The organism is Kaistia granuli DSM 23481 (genome assembly GCF_000380505.1).
GTDB classification, from domain to species: Bacteria; Pseudomonadota; Alphaproteobacteria; order Rhizobiales; family Kaistiaceae; genus Kaistia; species Kaistia granuli.
Map to the genome: position 1 here is coordinate 37,871 of NZ_AQYH01000001.1, position 22,466 is coordinate 60,336.

At 65.2% G+C, this 22,466-nt stretch carries 20 protein-coding genes; 11 read left to right on the forward strand and 9 right to left on the reverse strand.

Translation table 11 applies throughout. The features are described from left to right. Window positions 1–234 precede the first annotated feature (234 nt). From urtA to urtE, 5 genes are all read left to right on the forward strand, one after another. On the forward strand, window positions 235–1,488 hold the full coding sequence (gene urtA, locus G342_RS0100165) for an urea ABC transporter substrate-binding protein (RefSeq protein WP_198010715.1): 1,254 nt from the start codon (window positions 235–237) through the stop codon (window positions 1,486–1,488). A gap of 344 nt (window positions 1,489–1,832) precedes the next feature. After that, window positions 1,833–3,446, forward strand: a complete 1,614-nt coding sequence (gene urtB, locus G342_RS0100170) for an urea ABC transporter permease subunit UrtB (RefSeq protein ID WP_040877960.1) — start codon at window positions 1,833–1,835, stop codon at window positions 3,444–3,446. 100 nt (window positions 3,447–3,546) lie between these two features. Further along, window positions 3,547–4,701, forward strand: coding sequence for an urea ABC transporter permease subunit UrtC (gene urtC, locus G342_RS0100175; RefSeq protein ID WP_018181069.1), 1,155 nt, complete (start codon window positions 3,547–3,549; stop codon window positions 4,699–4,701). Window positions 4,702–4,706: 5 nt separating this feature from the next. After that, the gene (urtD, locus tag G342_RS0100180; protein ID WP_018181070.1) at window positions 4,707–5,483 is read left to right on the forward strand and encodes an urea ABC transporter ATP-binding protein UrtD; all 777 of its coding nucleotides are present in this window, start codon (window positions 4,707–4,709) and stop codon (window positions 5,481–5,483) included. 160 nt (window positions 5,484–5,643) lie between these two features. After that, a complete protein-coding gene (gene urtE, locus G342_RS0100185; RefSeq protein WP_018181072.1) occupies window positions 5,644–6,339 on the forward strand; it encodes an urea ABC transporter ATP-binding subunit UrtE in 696 nt (231 codons plus the stop codon). Here urtE and G342_RS0100190 read toward each other — a convergent pair. From G342_RS0100190 to G342_RS0100215, 6 genes are all read right to left on the reverse strand, one after another. Next, window positions 6,329–6,532 (reverse strand): hypothetical protein, encoded by a 204-nt coding sequence (locus tag G342_RS0100190; protein WP_018181073.1) that lies wholly within the window; start codon window positions 6,530–6,532, stop codon window positions 6,329–6,331. The genes urtE and G342_RS0100190 overlap by 11 nt on opposite strands. Before the next feature lie 149 nt (window positions 6,533–6,681). Continuing rightward, the gene (locus tag G342_RS0100195) at window positions 6,682–8,886 is read right to left on the reverse strand and encodes an inverse autotransporter beta-barrel domain-containing protein (protein ID WP_026303963.1); all 2,205 of its coding nucleotides are present in this window, start codon (window positions 8,884–8,886) and stop codon (window positions 6,682–6,684) included. Window positions 8,887–9,020: 134 nt separating this feature from the next. Continuing rightward, window positions 9,021–9,662 carry a 2-dehydro-3-deoxy-6-phosphogalactonate aldolase gene (locus G342_RS0100200; RefSeq protein WP_018181075.1) on the reverse strand — a complete coding sequence of 214 codons (642 nt, stop codon included), beginning with the start codon at window positions 9,660–9,662 and terminating at the stop codon, window positions 9,021–9,023. Window positions 9,663–9,674: 12 nt separating this feature from the next. Then, entirely contained in the window at window positions 9,675–10,610 is a 936-nt protein-coding gene (locus tag G342_RS0100205) for a 2-dehydro-3-deoxygalactonokinase (protein ID WP_018181076.1), read from the reverse strand. Between the two features lie 95 nt (window positions 10,611–10,705). Then, window positions 10,706–11,128: a lysozyme inhibitor LprI family protein gene (locus G342_RS0100210; RefSeq protein WP_018181077.1), complete on the reverse strand. Its 423-nt coding sequence runs from the start codon at window positions 11,126–11,128 to the stop codon at window positions 10,706–10,708. Between the two features lie 61 nt (window positions 11,129–11,189). Then, window positions 11,190–12,215: a substrate-binding domain-containing protein gene (locus G342_RS0100215; protein WP_026303964.1), complete on the reverse strand. Its 1,026-nt coding sequence runs from the start codon at window positions 12,213–12,215 to the stop codon at window positions 11,190–11,192. A 399-nt stretch (window positions 12,216–12,614) separates the two neighbouring features. On the opposite strand from G342_RS0100215, the gene G342_RS0100220 reads away from it, so the two are divergent. The 5 genes from G342_RS0100220 to G342_RS0100240 all read left to right on the forward strand — a co-directional run bounded on the left by G342_RS0100220 (window position 12,615) and on the right by G342_RS0100240 (window position 18,609). Then, window positions 12,615–13,883 carry an ABC transporter substrate-binding protein gene (locus tag G342_RS0100220; protein WP_026303965.1) on the forward strand — a complete coding sequence of 423 codons (1,269 nt, stop codon included), beginning with the start codon at window positions 12,615–12,617 and terminating at the stop codon, window positions 13,881–13,883. 136 nt (window positions 13,884–14,019) lie between these two features. Further along, a complete protein-coding gene (locus tag G342_RS0100225) occupies window positions 14,020–14,988 on the forward strand; it encodes a carbohydrate ABC transporter permease (protein ID WP_051094026.1) in 969 nt (322 codons plus the stop codon). Continuing rightward, window positions 14,988–15,818 (forward strand): carbohydrate ABC transporter permease, encoded by an 831-nt coding sequence (locus tag G342_RS0100230; protein WP_018181081.1) that lies wholly within the window; start codon window positions 14,988–14,990, stop codon window positions 15,816–15,818. The genes G342_RS0100225 and G342_RS0100230 overlap by 1 nt, the downstream gene beginning before the upstream one ends. A 2-nt stretch (window positions 15,819–15,820) precedes the next feature. Next, window positions 15,821–17,491 carry a beta-galactosidase BglA gene (gene bglA, locus G342_RS0100235; protein WP_018181082.1) on the forward strand — a complete coding sequence of 557 codons (1,671 nt, stop codon included), beginning with the start codon at window positions 15,821–15,823 and terminating at the stop codon, window positions 17,489–17,491. A 29-nt stretch (window positions 17,492–17,520) separates the two neighbouring features. Next, window positions 17,521–18,609 carry an ABC transporter ATP-binding protein gene (locus G342_RS0100240; RefSeq protein WP_018181083.1) on the forward strand — a complete coding sequence of 363 codons (1,089 nt, stop codon included), beginning with the start codon at window positions 17,521–17,523 and terminating at the stop codon, window positions 18,607–18,609. Between the two features lie 38 nt (window positions 18,610–18,647). On the opposite strand, the gene G342_RS22745 is transcribed toward G342_RS0100240, so the two are convergent. The 3 genes from G342_RS22745 to G342_RS0100255 form a co-directional block, all read right to left on the reverse strand. Beyond that, window positions 18,648–19,220: a hypothetical protein gene (locus tag G342_RS22745; RefSeq protein WP_018181084.1), complete on the reverse strand. Its 573-nt coding sequence runs from the start codon at window positions 19,218–19,220 to the stop codon at window positions 18,648–18,650. Between the two features lie 151 nt (window positions 19,221–19,371). After that, window positions 19,372–19,752: a VOC family protein gene (locus G342_RS0100250; RefSeq protein ID WP_018181085.1), complete on the reverse strand. Its 381-nt coding sequence runs from the start codon at window positions 19,750–19,752 to the stop codon at window positions 19,372–19,374. A gap of 61 nt (window positions 19,753–19,813) precedes the next feature. Further along, the gene (locus G342_RS0100255) at window positions 19,814–20,710 is read right to left on the reverse strand and encodes an SMP-30/gluconolactonase/LRE family protein (protein WP_018181086.1); all 897 of its coding nucleotides are present in this window, start codon (window positions 20,708–20,710) and stop codon (window positions 19,814–19,816) included. A 205-nt stretch (window positions 20,711–20,915) separates the two neighbouring features. On the opposite strand from G342_RS0100255, the gene zwf reads away from it, so the two are divergent. After that, window positions 20,916–22,397: a glucose-6-phosphate dehydrogenase gene (gene zwf / locus G342_RS0100260; protein ID WP_018181087.1), complete on the forward strand. Its 1,482-nt coding sequence runs from the start codon at window positions 20,916–20,918 to the stop codon at window positions 22,395–22,397. The last annotated feature ends 69 nt before the right edge of the window (window positions 22,398–22,466 follow it).

A 22,466-nucleotide genomic window follows, 5' to 3' on the forward strand; every position in this document is an offset into this window, starting at 1 on the left:
CTCTGCCCGCGCCCACCTACGTCAATCGACGTATATGCTGCACTGCCAAAACTGCCGACACTTGCCCCCAAGAACGGGATCGGCCCGCTTTCGAAATCCCGCCGATCCCGTTCCACGATGTTCGAACAGAAACCGCTCCATCCGGCGCGACCCGCCGGACCAAGGGCCGAACAGGGGGAATTGATACCGATGAGCTACATCAGCCGGACCATCGGCGCGCTCGCGACGGCAGCCATGATCGGCGCCGGCGTGACCAGCGCCGTCGCCGCGGAGGAGACCATCAAGGTCGGCGTCCTCCATTCGCTGTCGGGCACGATGGCGATTTCCGAAACCACGCTCAAGGACACCGTCCTCTTCCTGATCGACGAGCAAAACAAGAAGGGCGGCGTGCTCGGCAAGAAGCTCGAGGCGGTCGTCGTCGACCCGGCCTCGAACTGGCCGCTCTTCGCCGAGAAGGCGCGCGAGCTGATCAGCCAGAACGGTGTCTCGGTCGTGTTCGGCTGCTGGACCTCGGTTTCCCGCAAGTCGGTGCTGCCGGTATTCAAAGAGCTGAACTCGATCCTGTTCTATCCCGTCCAGTATGAGGGCGAGGAGAGCGAGCGGAACGTCTTCTATACCGGCGCCGCGCCGAACCAGCAGGCGATCCCCGCCGTCGACTATCTGATGAGCGAGGACGGCGGCGCCGTGAAGCGCTGGGTGCTCGAAGGCACCGACTACGTCTACCCGCGCACCACCAACAAGATCCTCGAGGCGTATCTGAAGTCGAAGGGCGTCGCCGCCGAGGACATCATGGTCAACTACACGCCGTTCGGCTTCTCCGACTGGCAGACCGAAGTCGCCGCGATCAAGAAGTTCGGCTCCGCCGGCAAGAAGACCGCCGTCGTCTCCACCGTCAACGGCGACGCCAACGTGCCGTTCTACAAGGAGCTCGGCAACCAGGGCATCAAGGCGACCGACATTCCGGTCGTCGCCTTCTCGGTCGGCGAGGAAGAACTGGCCGGTATCGACACCAAGCCGCTGGTCGGCCATCTCGCCGCCTGGAACTACTTCCAGTCCGTCGACACGCCGGAGAACGAGGCGTTCATCAAGAAGTGGCGCGCCTTCATCGGCAACGAGAAGCGCACCACCAACGACCCGATGGAAGCGACCGTCATCGGCTTCAACGCCTGGGTGAAGGCGGTCGAGAAGGCCGGCACCACCGAGCCTGACGCCGTGATCGACGGCCTGATCGGCGTCTCCGTGCCGAACCTGACCGGCGGCTTCTCGACCATCATGCCGAACCACCACATCACCAAGCCCGTCTATATCGGCGAAATCCAGGAAGACGGCCAGCTCGATGTCGTCTGGCAGACCCCCGGCCTCGTGGTCGGCGACGAATGGTCCGACTACCTGCCGGACTCGAAGGACCTGATCGCGGATTGGCGCGCTCCGATGGCCTGCGGCAACTTCAACGTCGCGACCGGCAAGTGCGGCGGCAAGGGTTCCTGACCCGATCCTCACGTCCCAAGAAGTCGGGAGGCGGCGCGTCCGCCTCCCGGACTGGCTTCATCAGCGGAAATGCCCCCTCCCCAAAACCGGCCATGTCGGTTTTGACCCTCCCTCAAGGGGAGGGTTCAGGGCGGAGCGATTTCGCGAGGCTGGTGAATCGCGAGACCGGATCGCCGGGTTGGGCTCCGCTTGAACCCTCCCCTTGAGGGAGGGTCGAAAACGCCCTTCGCGTTTTCGGGGAGGGGTCGGGCAAGGACGAACTCTCCGCCGCGTTTGCGCGGGCCCCGACCGACGGGCGGCCCGCCAACTCCTGTCCAGCTACCGAGGACAAATCCGTGGTCGACATGATCCAACGCTGCAAGGCCCTTTTCGCCATCCTGGCTCTCGTCCTCGTTGCTGCCATGCCGGCCCGCGCGGATGATCTGAAGCCGCTGGTCGACGGGCTCGGCAAGAATGGCTATGCGGCGCTGCGCGAGGCCGTCGGCGCGCTGGCGGCAACCGGCGATCCGGCCGTGGCGCCCGTGCTGCAGGCGCTCGGCGCCGGCGATCTCTATGTGCGCAAGTCCGATCGCGCCGTCTTCGCGGCGGTAAAGGCGGATGGCGGCTTCAGCCTCAGGGATCCGCTGACCGGCGCCGATGCCGGCACGGCCGGTTCGCGCGACGTCGAGAAGATCAGGGTCAACAATGCGATCCGCGAGGCGGTCACCACCGCGCTCGGCTCGCTGACGCTGATGAGTCCCGATATCGCCAAGCGTCGCGCCGCGGCGGCCGACATGTTCAGGAACGGCGACCCGGCCCAGATTCCGCTGCTCGACGAGGCGATCGCCAAGGAGACCGATCCCGGCATCGCGACGACTCTGCAGATGGCGCGCGCCGCCGCCGTGCTCAAATCGGAAGCCTCCGACGCCGACAAGATCGCGGCGATCGGCGTGCTGCAGGCGAAGGGCGGCCGCGACGTGCTCGCCCAACTGACGACGATCGAGGCCGCCTCGGCGGACGGTCCGGTCAAGGCCGCGGCGCAGAGCGCGCTGACCTCGATCCAGGGAACGCTCCAACTCTGGGACGGCGCGCAGAACATCCTCTACGGCATCTCGCTCGGCTCGGTGCTGCTGCTCGCGGCCATCGGGCTCGCCATTACCTTCGGCGTCATGGGCGTCATCAACATGGCGCATGGCGAGATGGTCATGCTCGGCGCCTACACGACTTTCGTCGTGCAGGAACTCATCCGCAACAACATGCCGTGGCTGTTCGACTGGTCGCTCGCCATCTCGCTGCCGCTCGCCTTTCTCGTCGCCGGCCTGGTCGGCGTCCTGATCGAGCGCATGGTGATCCGCTATCTCTACGGCCGGCCGCTCGAGACGCTGCTCGCCACCTGGGGCGTGTCGCTGATCCTGCAGCAGGCCGTCCGCACCTGGTTCGGCCCTAACAATCGCGAGGTCGGCAATCCCTCCTGGATGTCGGGCGCCTTCGAGCTCGGCAACCTCACCATCACCTACAACCGCATGTGGATCGTCGTCTTCGCGCTGGTGGTGTTCGCGGCGCTGATGCTGGTGCTGAAGCGCACCGCCTTCGGCCTGCAGACCCGCGCGGTGACGCAGAACCGGCCGATGGCGTCCTCCATGGGCATCCGCACGCCCTGGGTCGACGCGCTCACCTTCGGCCTCGGCTCCGGCATTGCCGGCATTGCCGGCGTCGCGCTCAGCCAGATCGACAATGTCAGCCCCAATCTCGGCCAGGGCTACATCATCGACAGTTTCATGGTCGTGGTGTTCGGCGGCGTCGGCAATCTCTGGGGCACGCTGGTCGGCGCCTTCACGCTCGGCATCGCCAATAAGTTCCTCGAGCCCTATGCCGGCGCCGTGCTCGGCAAGATCCTGGTTCTCGTCTTCATCATCCTGTTCATCCAGAAGCGCCCGCGCGGCCTGTTCGCGCTGAAGGGCCGGGCGGTGGAGGCATGATCGCCCGGATGCTTGCGATTGCGGCGGCAGCCGCCAAACCCTCACCCGGCTCTTCGAGCCGACCTTTCCCTCAGGGAGAGGCGAAGAAAGGGCTCCAGACATGGTGACCGCCTTCCTCCTGCGCGCGCTCGACCGTCGCACCGCGATCGTCCTTATCGCGATCCTCGGCGTCGGCATCCTGCTGCCGGTGCTCAACCTGACGATGGATCCCTCAAGCCCGTTCCATGTGCCGACCTATGTGCTGACGCTGCTCGGCAAGTATCTGACCTATGCGCTGCTGGCGCTCGCGGTCGACCTGGTCTGGGGCTTCTGCGGCATCCTCTCGCTCGGCCACGCCGCCTTCTTCGCGCTCGGCGGCTACGCCATGGGCATGTACCTGATGCGCCAGATCGGCGACCGCGGCACCTACGGTAATCCGCTCCTTCCCGACTTCATGGTCTTCCTGAACTGGAAGGAACTGCCCTGGTTCTGGACCGGCTTCGACCATTTCTGGTTCGCCGCGATCATGGTGCTGCTGGTGCCGGGCCTGCTCGCCTTCGTCTTCGGCTGGTTCGCCTTCCGCTCTCGCGTCACCGGCGTCTATCTGTCGATCATCACCCAGGCGATGACCTATGCGCTGCTGCTCGCCTTCTTCCGCAACGACATGGGCTTCGGAGGTAACAACGGGCTAACGGACTTCAAGGACATTCTGGGCTTCGACATCCAGGCGGACGCGACGCGCGGTGCGCTGTTCTTCGCCTCGGCGCTGGCGCTCGCCGCCGGCTTCTGGATCTGCCGCGCGGTCATTGCCTCGAAGTTCGGCAAGGTGCTGGTCGCCGTCCGCGACGCCGAGGGCCGGACTCGTTTCATTGGCTACCGGGTCGAGGGCTACAAGCTGGTCGTCTGGACGCTGTCGGCCATGATGGCCGGCGTCGCCGGCGCGCTCTACGTGCCCCAGATCGGCATCATCAATCCCGGCGAATTCGCGCCGGCCAATTCGATCGAGGCGGTGATCTGGGTGGCGGTCGGCGGCCGCGGCACGCTGATCGGCCCGATCGTCGGTGCGCTGCTCGTCAATTTCGGCAAGACCTGGTTCACCAGCGGCATGCTGGCCGAATACTGGCTGTTCGTGCTCGGCGGCCTGTTCGTGCTCGTCACCCTGTTCCTGCCCAAGGGCGTTGTCGGCACGCTTCTGGCCCGGGACCGGAAGAAGCCGGTGGAGAAGCCGATCGAGGACGTCGTGGCGCCGGGCGCCGTCGGCCAGGCAGCGGAGTGAGCCCCATGAACACGGCAAATGCACAGATTGCGAACGCCAAGGCCAAGGATTCGCTGCTCTATCTCGACGGCGTCAGCGTTTCCTTCGACGGCTTCAAGGCGCTGCGGGGGCTGTCGCTGGTGATCGAGCCCGGCGAGATGCGCGCGATCATTGGCCCGAACGGCGCCGGCAAGACCACGATGATGGACGTCATCACCGGCAAGACCAAGCCGGATTCGGGCGACGTCTATTTCGCAGGCGACACCGACCTGACCCGCCTCGACGAGGCGGCGATCGCCTCGCTCGGCATCGGCCGCAAGTTCCAGAAGCCGACCGTCTTCGAGAGCCACACGGTCTGGGACAATATCGACCTGGCGCTGGCAGGCGACCGCAAGCCGTTCGCGACGCTGTTCCACCGCACCTCGAAGGCGGAGATTGCGAGGGTGGAGGAGATCCTCGAAACCATACGCCTTTCCGACAAGCGCGACTGGCTCGCCGCCAACCTCTCGCACGGCCAGAAGCAGTGGCTGGAGATCGGCATGCTGCTGGCGCAGGAGCCGAAGCTGCTGCTCGTCGACGAGCCGGCGGCGGGCATGACCGATTCCGAGACGGCTGAGACAGCGATCCTGCTGAAGGAGATCGCCAAGACCAAATCGGTGGTAGTGGTCGAGCACGACATGACCTTCGTGCGCGACCTCGGCGTCAAGGTGACCGTCCTGCACGAGGGCTCGGTGCTCTCGGAGGGCTCGCTCGACGTCGTCTCGGCCGATCCGAAGGTGATCGAGGTCTATCTGGGGCGATGAGGAAACCCGTCAAATCCGCCGCTGACGACGCGTGCCCGCTGCCGGAGGCGCCGCAGGAAACGCCGTCCGGGCTGCGCGGGTCGCGCCGGTCGGCCGCCTGGAACCAGGCGATGGCGCGCATGGCGCAAGCGAACAAACCAGACCGCGAGAGGGGCTGATCATGCTCGAAGCGAAGAACGTCGATCTTTTTTACGGAGCCGCGCAGGCGCTGCGCCATGTCTCGCTTTCGGCCGAAACCGGCAAGGTGACCTGCCTGATGGGCCGGAACGGCGTCGGCAAGACGAGCCTGTTGCGCGCCATCGTCGGCCAGAAGCCGATCTCGGGCGGTGAGATCCTGTGGGAGGGCAAGCCACTCGGCCGCATGGCGCCGCACGAGCGCGCCAAGGCCGGCATCGCCTATGTGCCGCAGGGGCGGGAAATCTTCCCGCTCCTATCGGTGAAGGAAAATCTCGAAACGGGTTATGCGCCGCTCGCGCGTCGCGAGCGCAACATTCCCGATTATGTGTTCGATCTGTTTCCGGTGCTGAAGGACATGCTTCGCCGGCGCGGCGGCGACCTGTCAGGCGGTCAGCAGCAGCAATTGGCCATCGGGCGCGCGCTGGTGATGCGGCCCCGACTCCTGGTCCTCGATGAGCCGACGGAGGGCATCCAGCCGTCGATCATCAAGGACATCGGCCGTGCGATCGAATGGCTGCGCGCGCAGGGGACCATGGCGATCCTTCTGGTCGAGCAATATTTCGATTTCGCACATGAACTGGCCGATCGTTTCGCTGTGATGGATCGCGGCGAGATCGTGGTCTCGGGCACGCAATCCGAAATGGGCTCGGAACAAGTCCGCGCCCATCTCACCGTATGAAGCAACGCTCCATCGCCTCGAGATCACGGGCGCGATTGTGCCGCGTCTCGGTCCGGCGTTCCATCTTGTGATAGAGCGCGCGGATATCGTCCGAATGCACGCCGTCGCTTGCCATCAGCATCGCGATGATGGGTTCATGCAGCAGTTCGTTCAGTGAAGCCTCCCGTGGGAAGCAGGCGGTGGAAACGTCCATGACGGTTCTCCTGATCTCGCTTCATAGTCCGCATACTAAGCTGATCTCTGTGCGGATTTTATGACGGAGGTCACAAGCAGGGTTCACTTTCGCTTGAGGCGACGGGACGACACCGTCGTGAACCCTACTTGTTGCTTTGCCGTCGAAGCTTACCGGCAGCTGGCAGCCAATGTGCCGGGCGAGATCACTGTGCCCGCGACGGCGAAGCTTGAGCCGGAATCCTGCTCCAGCTTGGTCGGCGTCCACTGGCCGGTATCTGCCACGCAGTCGCCGGCCGCCTGACGAACCTCGATATTGCCGGTGATGTTGCCGAGGATGCCGCTCAGGTGAACCGCCTCCAGGCCCGAGCTCTCCACCACGACATTGTCGAAGCTGACGTTTTCGGTCGGCATGAAGAAGCTCATCGACGGTCCGTAGAGATAGACGCCGTGGTCCTCCGCATTGCGGATCACGATGTTCGAAAAGTGGATGTCGCTCGCGCCCATGTTGAGCATGATACCGCTGCGGCTCGGTCCGTCGATGACGACATTCGAGACGTGGATGTCGCTGGCCGGGTCGGCAAAGCCGGAGGGGCCGATGAACTGCAGGGCGTTGACGCCGCCGAGCAGGGTCAGCCCGTCCATGCTGATGCCGCTCGATGACATGATGACCATCAGATCCATCGTGCGGCCGACCGTCGAATTGTCGATCGTGAGATCCTGGATGGTGGCGCCCTGGACGCCGACGAACTGGATGGCCTCGCGCCGGGTATTGGTGATCGAAACGTTCTCGATCGTCAGCCCGCTGCTCGGGTTCGGGGCATAGGACTTCCAGTCGTCATCGTCCTCGAAGGCCGCATTGGCGAAGATGCCATAGGTGACGTCCCGGATCTCGACGTCGCGGATCGTCACATCCCGGGCCGAGAACAGCGAAATCGCCGTATTGGGAACGCTCCGGTCGGGATTGAAGATCGAGAATTCGCAGGTGGTGTTGTTGGCGCAGATCGCGAGGTCGTGGATGCTCGTGTTCTCGATCAGCGCGCCGTCGACTTCGCTCAGGAAGATGCCGTGGCTGGCCGTCTCGGCGATGTCGAGGCCGCGCAGCGTGACGTTCTCGACACCCTTCGCCGCGACGCCGTCGCGACCGCCGCGTATCGACAGGCCGACCGCGCCGCTGTCATCGGCCATGGCGAGCACGTCCGCATTGGAATTGGTGCCGGAGAGCGTCGCCGTCGAGCCGGCCGTGAAGATGGCGCTGCCGCCACTGCGCGCGCCGACGATCTCGAGCCCGCCCTGGTTGCCGACGATGAACTGGCCCGTTTGCAGCAGGACGGTCTGGTCGATCTGGAAAACACCGTCCGCGATGATCAGGGCGTTCTCGCCAGCGGCCTCGAGGGCAGCATTGATCAGGGCGGAATCGCCGGGGAGGGCGCCTCGCCCTGTCGGCGAGCCGGCGGATCCGGGCGCGATATGGACGACGGCGCCGACTTCCCGGCCGGTATCGGCGTAGATCGCCGCTTCGGCGTCGCCGGTGGCGCCGACGGCCGTGCGAATGAAATTGGCGCGCTCGACGCGCTGCATCAGCGGATCGCGCGCCGCGAGGGCAGGCCCAGCCTTGCCGAGCGGAATGCGCAGGCGCGCCAGGAACTGCGCCTCGGCCTTGTCCTCATTGTCATAGGTGAAGCCGGCGGACAGGCTGAAAGTGGAGCCCTGCGTGAAGCCGGGCAGGTCGGCGAAGGACAGTTCGGCCCGGGCGCTGATGCCGGTGATGTCGTCCAGCTTGTCGCCGTCGTACCAGTAGCCGCCGCCATAGAGCATCATCTGGGTGGCGGACTTGGCGTCGAACATCGGCAGGCGGAATCCGGCCTCGGCGTCGACACCGGCCAGCGCGTGCTCCTGGCCGGCGCGGAACACCAGTCGTCCCGCTTCGATCATCGCGGCGTTGGCGTCGCTGGCCGAGCCATAGGCGTCGCCGAATGGCAGGTAGCCGTTCATGCGGAAGACCATGTCGCGCGAGATCAGCTCGGCGCCGGCCGAAATCTGGTGGAAATCATTGTCCCGGCCGGTGCGCAGATAATCGTAGTAGCCATAGGCGCCGACGGTCCAGACGCCGTCGAGGTTCATGCGCCAGCCGAGACCGAGCGACGCCTGCGTCATCTGGTCGTTGTTCATGTGGCCGCGCAGGTCGCCGAAGCCGATCGAGCCCTCGCCGAGAGCGAAGGGCAGGAAGATGTCGAAGCCGCCGACGGCGCCGTTTTCCTGGCCGCCTCCAAGCGTGATTTCGACCGTCGGCCCGATGGCGTCGGCCTTGGCGGCGGCGGTGATAGCGAGGGAAGAGGCAGCGCAGAGAAGCGCCGCGATCATGGAGGATCGCATGGTCGGAAACCCCGGTTACGAAATGCGCCGGGATTTGAAACAAATCGCCCGGCATGGTCTGCCGGGCGGTATAGATTCGAATCAAGTCATTGAAAACAAATATGTTTTTTCATTATACCAATGAGAAGGTAAGCTTACGCGACGCGAGTTGCTTCCTTGAAGGCCGCGACCAGTTTGCGGGCGCGCTCGCCGACTTCGGCCGCCGTCATGCCGGGCTTGTAGATGTTCGAGCCGATGCCGAAGCCGGCGCAGCCGGCCTGTATGAAATCGCCGAAATTGGTTTCGTTGGCGCCGCCGACCGCGAGGACCGGAACGTGCTTCGGCAGCACCGCCTTCATCGCCTTGATGCCGGAGGTGCCGATCAACTCGGCCGGGAAGAACTTCAGCGCGTCGGCGCCGGCGCCCAGCGCGGCAAACGCTTCGCTCGGGGTGAACACGCCCGGATAGGACTCCATGCCTAGCGCCTTGGTCTTGCGGATGACCGCCAGATCGGCATTCGGGGAGACGATGAGCGTGCCGCCGATGTCCTTGACCGCGACGACCTGCTCCTCGGTCAGGACCGTGCCGGCACCGATCTTGGCGCGGCCGTCGGCGCGCTTGATCATCGCGGCGATCGAGACGAAGGGATCGGGCGAGTTGAGCGGAACCTCGATCAGCGTGATGCCGGCATCGATCAGCGCGTCGAAGACATCATTGGCCTCCGGCGGCGTGATGCCGCGCAGGATGGCGATGATCGGGATGCTCGAGCCGAACAGGGGATGGGTCATGGTGTTCATTTCCGGTGTCGTTCAGAGGAGGCCGTTGGCGCGGGCGAGGCGGACGAGGCCCCGGCGGACCAGGGCGGAGCCGTCACGGGTCTCGGCCTTGTGGCCGGCGACGCGGAAGGCGGCGTCGTAGGAGCGGGCGAGCGTGCGCGAGCCGATGACGCGGATCGGTCGTTCCGCGTCGAGCAGGCCGATCTGGCGCGCCGCGGCGATCTCGCCGCCGATGACGAGGCCGGAGAGATAGGCGAGATTGTCATCGCCGGAGACGCCGTCCAGCAGCTGGCGCACGCGGACGGAGAAGATCGCACCGAGGAAGGGCAGGCCTTCGACGACGCTGCGCCGGACGGCGAGCGCGAAGTGCGCGGAGCCGGCGATGTCGTCGGAATCCTCGGCGACCGAGTGGCGCAGCAGCGACTTGCGGGCCAGTAGATCGAAGACTTCGCCGGTCAGGAAGGTCTGGAACGTGGTGATCTTGCCGTCGGCGATGGCGGCCCATTTGGAATGGGTGCCGGGCAGGATGGCGATGCCGTTGAAATCGGGCTCTTCCTCCATCAGGCCGACCAGCTGGGTCTCCTCGCCGCGGATGACGTCGCCGTCGCGCGCCTCCGACCGCAGCACCAATCCCGGCACGATCGCCATCGGGCGATGGTCGCTGGTCTGGAACTCGAGCAGCCCGCTGGCGAGGCCGTCCGGCGAGGTGGGCACGGCGACATAGGCGGCTTCGTGCCAGCCCTGGCGGCTGCCGACCATGCCGGCCATGATGGTGGGCACCTTCGGCCAGTGGGCGACCAGCGACTGGAAGGCCTCCTCGTGACCGACGCCCCCGAGCGCGCCGATGCCGTCCGCGCTGTCCGCCTCGGCCAGAACGGCGCCGTCCTTGTCGAGCAGCATGGCGCGACAGCGGGTGGTGCCCCAGTCGACGGCGATGAGGGCAGCATTGGCGAAGGGAGCGGCGGGCATTCTTCTCTCGGTCCGTAAGTTCTAATTTCGGGTAAGATGGAACGGTTGTTCGACGATCGGGCGGCGCTGTCAAGGCGGCCCGAGGGCGCGGCTAGCTAGTTCGCCAGGTAGTGGCGCAGCGTCAGCGCACGGTTCTTGAACAGGTCGACATTTTGCGAAGCGATGGTGACCGCGATCAGCGTGCCGCGGTCGCGGGTCCAGGGGCCCGTCTGGAAACGGCGTTCGCCGGCGGCATAGGCTTCCCATTGCTTCTGCGTGCCGCGCAGGATCCCGCGCGAGCGCGCATCGAGCGTTGCGGACAGGGCCGTGTAGGCGCGAACCACTTCCCGTTCCCAGGCATCGCGCGCGGTATCGAAGCAGGCGACCATGCCGACGGTGGAGCTGGAATCGGGCTGATCGAGGCATTTCGCCAGCGCCGCGTCGATCGGGTCGGGCTTATCCTCGCCCTCCTGCGCCGGAGCTGGTGTCGACAGGACGCTCGCCGCCAGAAGCAGCAGTCCAGCCAAGATGGGGCGCATCGCGTTCAACTCCGCTCGGGCAAATCACCGTCCGTGATTTCCACCCGATCGGGTGTCGCGGTCAATCCCGCGGCGCCGGCCCGGTCGAACCGCGGATGACGAGATCCACCGGCCAGAGTTCGTGGATGCTGTCCGGGGCGCGGCCGTCGGCGACGATCTCCATCAAGAGTTCCGCCACGCGCGTGCCTGCCGCGCGGATCGAGGAGCGGGTCGTCGACATAGTCGGCACCATGGCGTCCGGATTGAGGAAGGGAATGACGTCGTCATGGGCGATCATCGAGACGTCGCGGCCGAGCACGAGCCCGGCAGAGCGGATGGCGCGCAGCGCGCCGAGCGACATCATCATCGAGGAGACGAGCAGCGCGGTGGGACGCGGGGCCTCTGCCAGAAAACGCGCCGTCAGGCGATATCCCGTCTCGTCCGTCATGATGCCTTCGGCGATCAGCCGTTCGTCGGCGGCGACGCCGTGGGCGGCCAGCGCGTTGCGGAAGCCGCGCTCGCGGTCGATCGCGAAGGTCTGGCGGGTCTCGCCGTTGATCAGGCCGATGCGCCGGTGGCCAAGGTCGAGCAGATGCTTGGTGGCGTGGCGGAAGGCGCCCTCATTGTCGATGTCCAGCCAGGCATGGTCGATCGGGCTGTCGGCGCGTCCATGCACGACGAAAGGCAGGCCGAGCTCCGTCAGCAGCGCGACGCGCGGGTCGCCGACCGTCGGGCTCGACAGGATGACGGCATCGACCCGCGAGCTGACCGCCATGCGCCGATAGGTCGCCATTTCGTCGCCGGCCCGGGACGGCGACAGCACGATGTCGATCTCGTCCTTCATCAGCCTTTCGCCGAGCCCGGCCTGGAATTCCACGTAGTGTGGGTCGAGCAGCAGGTTGCGGTCGGTCGGCAGGACGATTCCGATGGCGCCGGACCTGCCGGTCGCGAGGCGGCGGGCGCTGGCGTTGGGGCGATAGTCATAGCGCCGCGCCGCGTCCAGCACGCGCTGGCGCGTCTCCTCGTTGACTTCGGGGTATCCGTTCAGCGCCCGGCTCACCGTCGTTTGCGACAGTCCGAGATGCGACGCCAGTTCCTTGAGTCTCATGTGGAAACGCATCCTCCCGAAATCATTCAAAGCGCTTTCAATCGACCTTGCAAGCGCGCTGTCGTCGAGCCTGTCCCGGCATGACGGGTCTGCTGCGATGCGGCAAATGTCCATGGCAGCAAACAGGCCGATAAATCAAGAAACTACCCTGATTTATCGTATGAAATTGAAAGATTATCATATTGCAGTGCACATTTGGACCGATCGGCGGCGGGGTTGACAGGGGCCGGGCTTGCTGATGAGATTGCCTTCAAAGCGCTTTGAGGACAGTGCGGAGGCAGGGCCTTCGCCGGGGGCGCTTGGAGGAGGCGGGAGGCCAGATGGCCCGGGTGCGTTGCACCGGCGGGCCGCGCGGCCTTGAGCTTCCGTCACGGATCGTCTCTCAGGGAGGTTTTCGTAATGAACTTGCGCTCTGCGCTTTTGGCCTTCGGGGCCGGGCTCGTCCTCATGGGCGGGGCCGCCAACGCCGCCAATCTGTCGATCGTTTCCGGCGATACCGGCAACGGCCTTGCCGTGCTGCGCGAGCAGCTCGACGCCTTCGAGAAGGCGACCGGCAACAAGGTCACGATCGTGCCGATGCCGTCGTCGACCAGCGATCAGTTCGGCCAGTACAAGCTCTGGCTCGCCGCCGGCAATTCCGACATCGACGTCTACCAGACCGACGTCATCTGGGCGCCGCAGCTGGCCGACCAGCTGCTCGACCTGACCGACGCCACCAAGGACGTGATCGGCGCCCATTTCCCGTCGATCGTCGAATCGCAGACGGTGAACGGCAAGCTGGTCGCCATGCCGCTCTTCACCGACGCGCCGGCGCTCTACTACCGCAAGGACCTGCTCGAAAAGTACGGCAAGACGCCGCCGAAGACCTGGGACGAACTCGCGGCCACCGCGAAGGAAATCCAGGACAAGGAACGCGAAGCCGGCTCCAAGGATATCTGGGGCTTCGTCTGGCAGGGCAATTCCTATGAAGGCCTGACCTGCAACGCGCTCGAATGGGTCAAGTCGAACGGCGGCGGCCAGATCATCGAGGCCGACGGCTCGATCTCTATCAACAATCCGCAGGCGGCCGCGGCGATCGATCGTGCCAAGGGCTGGGTCAACACCATCTCCCCGCCGGGCGTGCTCGCCTATCAGGAAGAGGAGGCGCGCGGCGTCTGGCAGACCGGCAATGCCGTGTTCATGCGCAACTGGCCCTATGCCTACGGTCTCGGCAACGGTGCCGACTCGGCGGTGAAGGACAAGTTCGACGTCGTGCCGCTGCCGGCAGGCTCGGGCGAAGGCGCCAAGTCGGCGGCAACGCTGGGCGGCTGGAACCTCGCTGTCTCGAAATACTCCAAGAGCCCGACCGAGGCGATCGATCTGGTCAAGTTCCTCGCTTCGCCGGAGATGCAGAAGTTCAAGGCCCTCAAGGCCTCCAACCTGCCGACCGTCCAGGCTCTCTATGACGATGCAGACATCGCCAAGGAGCAGTCGATCATCCCGCGCTGGAAGGACGTCTTCCAGAACGCTGTGCCGCGTCCGTCGGCTCCGGCCAAGGTCAAGTACAACGAAGTGTCGTCCAACTTCTGGACCGCCACGCATGACACGCTGAGCGGCAATGGCTCGGCAGCCGACAACCTCGAAATGCTCGAGGCCAAGCTGACCAAGCTCAAGGGCGCCAACTGGTAGCATCGACAGGCCCTGCCGGTATCCGTGTGGATACCGGCAGGGCCATCGGATTCTTTCGCGTGGCGGATAGGCTTGTTGCCGCCATCACGATCCAGCGTCGGCCGAGGCATCGGTCCAACCAGCGAGAGCCGAGAACATGGCGGTAGCCGAAACAATTGCCGCGCCGGTCGAGGGTATGCGATCGGACCTGATGCGCCAGCGCATCCGTTCGGCCTGGATCTTCCTCGCCCCGATGCTGGCGGTGCTGGCGCTGGTCGCCGGCTGGCCGCTGGTGCGAAGCATCTATTTCTCGTTCACCGACGCGTCGCTGGCGAATATCGAGGCGGCGCAATGGGTCGGCTTCGACAACTACCTGTCGATGACGACGCTGAAGAGCGGCAAGGTCCTCTATGACGGACTGCTGGTCGATCCGATCTGGTGGCGCGCCGTCTGGAACACCGTCAAGTTCACCATTGTCTCGGTGACGCTGGAGACGATTTTCGGCACGATCGTCGCGCTCGTTCTCAACGCCGAATTCAAGGGCCGCGGCATCGTCCGCGCCGCCATCCTCATTCCTTGGGCGATCCCGACCGTCGTCTCCGCCAAGATGTGGAGCTGGATGCTGAACGACCAGTTCGGCATCATCAACGACATCCTGATGAATCTCGGCATCATCAGCCAGAAGATCGCCTGGACGGCCAATCCGGACACGGCGATGTTCGCGGTGCTTTTGGTCGACATCTGGAAGACGACGCCGTTCATGGCCCTCCTGATCCTCGCCGGCCTGCAGATGGTGCCGGGCGATATCTACGAGGCCGCCAAGATCGATGGCGTGCATCCGGTCAAGGTGTTCTTCAAGGTGACGCTGCCGCTGATCCGCCCGGCCCTGATGGTCGCGGTGATCTTCCGCATGCTCGACGCGCTGCGCATCTTCGATCTGATCTACGTGTTGACGCCGAACAACTCCCAGACCAAGACGATGTCGGTCTATGCCCGCGAGAACCTGTTCGATTTCGACAAGTTCGCCTATGGCTCGGCCGCCGCGACCTTCCTGTTCCTGATCCTCGCGGTGATCACGGTGGTCTACATCGTCGTCGGACGCGTCAATTTCGACGGAGGCCGCTGATGCTCTGGACCCTCGCCAAGCGGACCGCCTTCTACGCGCTGGTCATCCTCATCGTCTTCATCTCGGTCTTTCCGTTCTATTACGCGATCCTGACCTCGTTCAAATCGGGCACGGATCTGTTCCGGATCGACTACTGGCCGAAATCCTTCGCGCTCGACAACTACATCGCGGTGCTGACCACGGGCAGTTTCGTCCGCAATCTCGGCAACTCGCTGCTGGTCTCGACCGTCGTCGTCGCCATCTCGCTGCTCCTGGCGATCACGGCCTCCTTCGCGCTGGCGCGCGTCCGCTTCCGCGGCCGCTCGCTGCTGCTCTTCACCATCCTGTCGGTGTCGATGTTCCCGCAGATCGCGGTGCTCGCCGGCCTGTTCGAGATCGTCCGCTTCTTCGGCATCTTCAACACGCCCTTCGCGCTGATCTTCGCCTACATGATCTTCACGCTGCCCTTCACGGTCTGGGTGCTAACGACATTCATGCGCGACCTGCCGATCGAGATCGAGGAGGCGGCGATCGTCGACGGCGCCTCGCCCTGGGTGATCATCACCAAGGTGTTCATGCCGCTGATGTGGCCGGCGCTGGTGACGACGGGCCTGCTCGCCTTCATCGCCGCCTGGAACGAGTTCCTGTTCGCGCTGACCTTCACCTCGTCCAACGCGACCCGCACCGTGCCAGTCGCGATCGCGTTGCTCTCGGGCAGCAGCCAGTACGAGATTCCCTGGGGCAATATCATGGCCGCGTCGGTGATCGTCACCGTGCCGCTGGTCGTGCTGGTGCTCATCTTCCAACGCAAGATCATTTCCGGCCTGACCGCCGGCGGCGTAAAGGGCTGACGATGACCGAAACAGTTTCCGGCGGCGCGACATCCCCGACGCGTGCCGCCGATGCCGACTGGTGGCGCGGCGCGGTGATCTACCAGATCTATCCGCGCTCCTTCCAGGATACGGACGGCGACGGCGTCGGCGATCTCAAGGGCATTGCCGGCCGGCTCGACCACATTGCCTCGCTCGGTGTCGATGCGATCTGGATCTCGCCCTTCTTCAAGTCGCCGATGAAGGATTTCGGCTACGACGTCTCGGACTACTGCGCCGTCGATCCGCTGTTCGGCACGCTCGAGGATTTTGACCACCTGATCGCCGAGGCACATGCGAGAAACATCAAGGTCACCATCGACCAGGTGCTGTCGCACACCTCCGACCAGCATGCCTGGTTCAAGGAGAGCCGTTCGTCGAAGACCAATGCCAAGGCCGACTGGTTCGTCTGGGCCGACGCCAAGCCGGACGGCACGCCGCCCAACAACTGGCTGTCGATCTTCGGTGGCTCAGCCTGGGAGTGGGACACGACCCGCTGCCAGTACTATCTGCACAATTTCCTGACCACGCAGCCGGACATCAACTTCCATTCGATGGCCGCCCAGGACGCGCTGCTCGACAGCGTCGAGTTCTGGCTGAAGCGTGGCGTCGACGGCTTCCGCCTCGATACGGTGAACTTCTACGTCCACTCGCAGGGGCTCGAGGACAATCCGCCGTCGAAGCCGGAGGACCGCAACTCGCCCGAGGCGCCGGCGGTCAATCCGTACAACTGGCAGGACCATATCCACGACAAGAGCCAGCCGGAAAATCTCGAATTCCTGAAGCGCCTGCGCGCGCTGCTCGATCGCTATCCCGGCCAGACGACGGTGGGCGAGATCGGTGATGGTCCGCGCTCGCTGAAGACGATGGCGGCCTATACCGCCGGCGGCGACAAGCTGCACATGTGCTACACGTTCGACTTCCTGAGCCCGATCTTCACGAAGGAGCACTTCGTCAACCGGATCAAGGCGTTCGAGGCGATCGTCGGCGACGGCTGGCCGTGCTGGGCCTTCTCCAACCACGATATCGTCCGCCATGTCTCGCGCTGGACGACCGATGGCGATTACGACGGCGTCGCCAGGATCGCCGCCGGCATCCTGCTGTCGCTGCGCGGTTCGGTCTGTCTCTACCAGGGCGAGGAGCTCGGCCTCACCGAAGCGGATATCGCCTATGAGGATCTGCAGGATCCCTACGGCATCCGCTTCTGGCCCGAATACAAGGGCCGTGACGGCTGCCGCACGCCGATGGTCTGGGAATCGAACGGCGCCCATGCCGGCTTCTCGTCGGCCAAGCCGTGGTTGCCGGTGCCGCAGGAGCATATCGCCAGGGCCGTCAACCGCGAGACGGCGGACCGGTCCTCGGTACTGGCGCACTACCGCCAGATGATCGCCTTTCGCAAGACCCATCCGGCGCTGCGGGACGGATCGATCGCTTTCGTCGATTCACCCGATGGCGTGCTCGCCTTCCTTCGGGAGCAGGGCGGCGAGAAGATCCTCTGCGCCTTCAATCTGGCCGGCTCGGGCGTGCGTTTCGCGCTTCCGGCGGGGCTGAAGGTCGCAGCGCTCGACGGCCACGGTTTCGCTGCGTCGCTCGATACGGCAGGGCGCATCGTCACCCTGGGCGGGCGCGACGCATTCTTCGGCAAGATTGCCTGAAAAGTAACGGGCACGGGAAGGGAACAGACATGGCCGGCTTGCTGCTACGTGACATCAAGAAAGCCTATGGCAATGTGAAGGTGCTGCACGGCATCGACCTCGACATCAAGTCGGGCGAGTTCATTGTCTTCGTCGGTCCGTCCGGCTGCGGCAAGTCCACGCTGCTGCGCCTGATCGCCGGGCTCGAGGACATCACCTCCGGCACGCTGCAGATCGACGGCAAGGTTGTGAACCAGCTGGCGCCGTCGAAGCGCGGCATCGCCATGGTGTTCCAGAGCTACGCGCTCTATCCGCACATGACCGTCTACGACAACATGGCCTTCGGCATGAAGCTCGGCGGCGGCGGCAAGGAAGAGGTCGATCGGCGCGTGCGCGAGGCGGCCGACATCCTGCAGATCACGCCCTATCTCGATCGCCTGCCCAAGCAGCTTTCCGGTGGCCAACGCCAGCGCGTCGCCATCGGCCGCGCCATCGTGCGCGATCCCAAGGTGTTCCTGTTCGACGAGCCGCTGTCCAACCTCGACGCGGCTCTGCGCGTGCAGACCCGCATCGAGATCAACAAGCTGCATGAGCGGATGGAAGGCGTGACGATGATCTATGTCACGCATGACCAAGTCGAGGCGATGACGCTTGCCGACCGTATCGTCGTGCTGAATGCCGGCCGGGTCGAACAGGTCGGCGCGCCGATGGAGCTCTATCACCACCCGGACAATCTCTTCGTGGCGAAGTTCCTTGGTTCTCCCTCTATGAACACCATCCCCTGCGTGATCGACGCCGGCGGCGCCAATCCGCGCGTTACGCCGGCCGGCTGCTCGCCGATCACGGTGCAAGCGACGATCCCGGACAGCGCGGTCGGCAGCAAGGGCACGTTCGGCGTCCGCCCCGAGGATCTCGAAGTCACCACCGGCGACGACGCCATCTTCCGCGGCACGATCGACATCATCGAGCATCTCGGCGAGGTGACGCTGATCTATGTCGACATCGGCACGGAAGAGCCGATCGTCGCCAAGCTCGAAAACGACATTCCCTTCGTGAAAGGGCAGCCGATCGCGCTCACCTCGCCGTTGAAGCACCTGCAGGTTTTCGACGCCAAGGGTGTCGCCTACCAGCGCACCTAGGGCCGTCAGGATCGGCGGGCGGGCACGCCCGGTGTGGATCAGCGCGCGAACGGAGCCAGCGCGCTCTGGCAGCGCGACGAGAGCGAGGCGGCGTTCGCTTTCAGGCAGGCGACGACATTGCCGCCGCCGATCGGGACGCCGCGGCAGTGCGCCCGGACATCGGCGGCGCAGGACTGCCGCACGAGCGCCAGTTCCTGACGCGGTGAAAGCGCGGCCGCGGCGGGAGCGGCCGGGGCCGCCGGCGCGGATTTGGCTGCCGGGGCGGACGTGCTCTTCGCGCTATCGGCGGCGGGCTTCCCGGCCGCTGGCGTGGCGGCATCGGGTGTCGCCGCTGCGCTGCCACCCGCCGCCTGCACGGCGCCACGGCAGGCGTCGGAGAGCTTGGCGGCGTTCTGCTGCAGGCAGTCGAGCGCGGGCTTGCCGCCCGGCGGCACGCTGGCGCAATAGCTACGATAGTCGGTGGAGCAAGCCGAGCGGATGGCCGATTGCTGGGCCTTGGTCGGCGTCTGGGCGAGGGCGCCATTCGACAGACAGACCGTGAGGATGGCGGCAAGCGCGGCGGCTCCATGAAGCGCGGCGATGTGGAGGCGAGGCAGGCGGATGGTCGACATACGATCTCTCCCGTCATGAACGTGAAGAGCGCCGCACCGGGCGGCGACCCGCCTGTCACTCTACGCGAGTCGTGACGTTGCGTAATCTGCGTCGCTGCGAACCACGCTTGCCGCTTGTTCTCGGCGCGAGGCTCGCTCGAATCCCCGATCGCTATTCTCGGCCGCTCTCGCGTTCGGGCTCCAGAAACTCCAGCCGGTTTCCGAACGGGTCATCGACGTAGAAGCGGTCATAGCCGGCCAGCGGTTCGTCGGCTTTGGGGACGTAGCCGCTGGCGACGAGCTGCTTCCGCAGCGCCGGGAGGTCGACGACCCGAAAGGCCGGATGGGCTTTGCGGGCAGGCCGAAACTCGGCCTCGATGCCGAGATGCAGCCGGCGCGCGCCGGCCTGAAACCAGACACCGCCGCGCTTGGCGAGATTGGCGGGCTTGGGGACTTCGGGCAGCCCGAGCACCATGCCGTAGAAGCGGCGCGCCGCTTCCTCGCGGCCCTCCGGCATGGCGAGCTGGACATGGTCGATGTCGACGATCGTCATTCCCGCCTCCCTGTCGGCAATGGCGGGGCTCGACGAGCCCCGCACTCCGGGTCGAAAGGGTTCAGCGATCGAGCCGGAACACGTTCTCCGCCACGCCCGGCACGTCCGTCCGAACGGCGAACAGGCCGCCGGCGAGGCGCTCGAGCGGGCCGTCGCCACCCTGGGCGGTGGTGATGTAGAGCGTCTTCAGATCGGCGCCGCCGAAGGTGCAGTTGGTGATGTTCGAGACCGGCATGTCGAGGACGCTGGCGACCTTGCCATCGGGCGAGACGCGAACGACGCAGCCGCCATGATAGCGGCAGTTCCAGACATGGCCTTCGCTGTCGATCTGCGAACCGTCCGGCGAGCCGCGCTCGAAGCCCGAGAACCAGGGCCGGTCGTTCGAGACGGCGCCGGTCGAGGGATCGTAGTCGAACTGCCAGATCTCGTTCTTCATCGTGTCGCCGGTGTAGAAGCGCTTGCGCACGACGTCCCAGCACATGGTGTTGGTAATGCCGATCGCCGACTTGATCGTGGTCACGGCGCCGTTGCCGTCGACACGGTACAAGCTGCCGGCCTGGTTGTCGGTGATGTCGACGCCGGACCCATCCGGGGCCACGTTGTTGAACATCGTTCCGAGGATGAGGTTGCCGAAGGGATCGGGCCGGCCGTCATTGGAGCGGACCTTCGGCCAGTTTGGCTCCGGCGTCGCGAAATCAGTGCGCGTGTCGCTTGCCGGCTGCCACAGGATGACCTTCGAGCCGAGCGCCGCGACCAGTGTACCGGGCCGGTCGGTCAGGCCCAGCGTCGTCACCGGTTCGTCGAACAGCCAGTGATGCGTCGACTTCGTCGCCGGATCGTAGCGATGGATGAGGTAGCGGTTGATGTCGGTCCAGTAGACGGCCTGCTCGGCAGCGTTCCAGAGGACGCCTTCTCCACAGCGATCGCCGGCCGGTACAACGCAAACTGGATCGGTCATTGTGATTTCCCCCTTGCCCGTCGACGACGGGTCTCGTCCAAATGGCTGAATTCGCTTAGCGTGCGCCAAACGCAATCTCACGCGAATCTTGTCGCAAAGATTTTATTTCGGTGCTCTAATTTTTTCCCTCAACTTATGACGCGGACTTGATTAGGACACAGGGCAGACCAGTTGAGGTCCGGCTGAGACCGGAAAGAGGGATTTCATGACCAGTCGTATCATCGCCGTCGACCCCTTCGATCTCGTCGTCTTCGGCGCCACCGGCGATCTCGCCTACCGCAAGCTGATGCCGGCGCTGTATCATCGCCATCGCGACGGCCAGATCCCTCCGGTCGCCCGCATCATCGGCGCCTCGCGCCGCCCGATGAGCGACGAGGCCTATCAGAAGCTGACGGAAGCGGCGCTGGAGAAGTTCGTGCCGGCGGACGAGCGCGAGCCGGAGATGGTCGCCTCCTTCCTGAAGCGGATTTCTTACGTCGCCGTCGATGCCACCGCCGAGAAGGCCGGCTGGCCCGAACTCGCCAAGGCGCTCGAGGGCGGCAAGGATCGCATCCGTGCCTTCTATCTCGCCGTGGCGCCCGACCTCTTCGGCATCATCTGCGAAGGCCTCGGCGCGCACCACCTCGTGACGCCGAAGACCCGCGTCATCATCGAGAAGCCGATTGGCAAGAGCCTCGCCTCCGCCAACGAGCTGAACGATTCGATCGGCAAGGTGTTCAAGGAAAGCCAGATCTACCGCATCGATCACTACCTCGGTAAGGAGACGGTGCAGAACCTGATGGCGCTGCGCTTCGCCAATGCGCTGTTCGAGCCAATCTGGAACGCCGGCCACATCGACAACGTGCAGATCACCGTCGCCGAGAGCCTTGGCGTCGAGGGGCGTGCCGGCTATTACGACACCGCCGGCGCGTTGCGCGACATGGTGCAGAACCACATTCTGCAGCTGCTCTGCCTCGTCGCCATGGAGCCGCCCGGCCGCTTCGACGCCGATGCGCTGCGCGACGAGAAGCTGAAGGTGCTGCGCGCGCTGAAGCCGATCGTCGACGGCGAAGTCGACACGGTCACCGTGCGCGGCCAGTACAAGGCCGGCGCCTCGGCCGGCGGGCCGGTTCCGGGCTATCTGGAAGAGCTCGGTCGCGACGATTCTACCACCGAGACTTTCGTCGCCATCAAGGCCGAGATCGAGAACTGGCGCTGGGCCGGCGTGCCGTTCTACATCCGCACCGGCAAGCGCCTGCCGACGCGCCTCTCCGAAATCGTCGTCAACTTCAAGACGATCCCTCACTCGATCTTCGGCGACGCCGTCGGCCAGCTCGCTTCCAACCAGCTGATCATGCGCCTGCAGCCGGACGAGGGCGTGCGGCTGTGGCTCATGATCAAGGATCCGGGCCCGGGCGGCATGCGTCTGCGCCATGTGCCGCTCGACATGAGCTTCGCCGAGACCTTCAAGGTGCGCAGCCCCGAGGCGTATGAGCGGCTGATCATGGACGTGATCCGCGGCAACGCCACGCTGTTCATGCGCCGCGACGAGGTCGAGGCGGCGTGGAAGTGGATCGATCCGATCCTGGACGGCTGGGCGGCTTCGCGCGAGGCGCCGAAGACGTATACCGCCGGCACCTGGGGCCCGTCCTCGTCGATCGCCCTGATCGAACGCGACGGTCGCACCTGGCACGAAGAAGGCGCCTGAGGAGAAACCTCGGCTGCCTTCAGGCCGAAGGCGAAGCAGCGCCGCTGCCAACGAATGACCACCGGACGG

Bases quoted from the DNA above. Each gene is read 5' to 3' on its own strand.
- G342_RS0100200 (WP_018181075.1), bottom strand. From the start codon at position 9,662: ATGAACACCATGACCCATCCCCTGTTCGGCTCGAGCATCCCGATCATC.
- G342_RS0100190 (WP_018181073.1), bottom strand. From the start codon at position 6,532: ATGGACGTTTCCACCGCCTGCTTCCCACGGGAGGCTTCACTGAACGAA.
- G342_RS0100240 (WP_018181083.1), top strand. From the start codon at position 17,521: ATGGCCGGCTTGCTGCTACGTGACATCAAGAAAGCCTATGGCAATGTG.
- G342_RS0100210 (WP_018181077.1), bottom strand. From the start codon at position 11,128: ATGCGCCCCATCTTGGCTGGACTGCTGCTTCTGGCGGCGAGCGTCCTG.
- G342_RS0100250 (WP_018181085.1), bottom strand. From the start codon at position 19,752: ATGACGATCGTCGACATCGACCATGTCCAGCTCGCCATGCCGGAGGGC.
- urtB (WP_040877960.1), top strand. From the start codon at position 1,833: ATGATCCAACGCTGCAAGGCCCTTTTCGCCATCCTGGCTCTCGTCCTC.
- G342_RS0100225 (WP_051094026.1), top strand. From the start codon at position 14,020: ATGGCGGTAGCCGAAACAATTGCCGCGCCGGTCGAGGGTATGCGATCG.
- G342_RS0100230 (WP_018181081.1), top strand. From the start codon at position 14,988: ATGCTCTGGACCCTCGCCAAGCGGACCGCCTTCTACGCGCTGGTCATC.
- bglA (WP_018181082.1), top strand. From the start codon at position 15,821: ATGACCGAAACAGTTTCCGGCGGCGCGACATCCCCGACGCGTGCCGCC.
- urtA (WP_198010715.1), top strand. From the start codon at position 235: ATGATCGGCGCCGGCGTGACCAGCGCCGTCGCCGCGGAGGAGACCATC.
- urtD (WP_018181070.1), top strand. From the start codon at position 4,707: ATGAACACGGCAAATGCACAGATTGCGAACGCCAAGGCCAAGGATTCG.
- G342_RS0100215 (WP_026303964.1), bottom strand. From the start codon at position 12,215: ATGAGACTCAAGGAACTGGCGTCGCATCTCGGACTGTCGCAAACGACG.
- zwf (WP_018181087.1), top strand. From the start codon at position 20,916: ATGACCAGTCGTATCATCGCCGTCGACCCCTTCGATCTCGTCGTCTTC.
- G342_RS0100205 (WP_018181076.1), bottom strand. From the start codon at position 10,610: ATGCCCGCCGCTCCCTTCGCCAATGCTGCCCTCATCGCCGTCGACTGG.
- G342_RS22745 (WP_018181084.1), bottom strand. From the start codon at position 19,220: ATGTCGACCATCCGCCTGCCTCGCCTCCACATCGCCGCGCTTCATGGA.
- urtC (WP_018181069.1), top strand. From the start codon at position 3,547: ATGGTGACCGCCTTCCTCCTGCGCGCGCTCGACCGTCGCACCGCGATC.
- G342_RS0100195 (WP_026303963.1), bottom strand. From the start codon at position 8,886: ATGCGATCCTCCATGATCGCGGCGCTTCTCTGCGCTGCCTCTTCCCTC.
- G342_RS0100220 (WP_026303965.1), top strand. From the start codon at position 12,615: ATGAACTTGCGCTCTGCGCTTTTGGCCTTCGGGGCCGGGCTCGTCCTC.
- urtE (WP_018181072.1), top strand. From the start codon at position 5,644: ATGCTCGAAGCGAAGAACGTCGATCTTTTTTACGGAGCCGCGCAGGCG.
- G342_RS0100255 (WP_018181086.1), bottom strand. From the start codon at position 20,710: ATGACCGATCCAGTTTGCGTTGTACCGGCCGGCGATCGCTGTGGAGAA.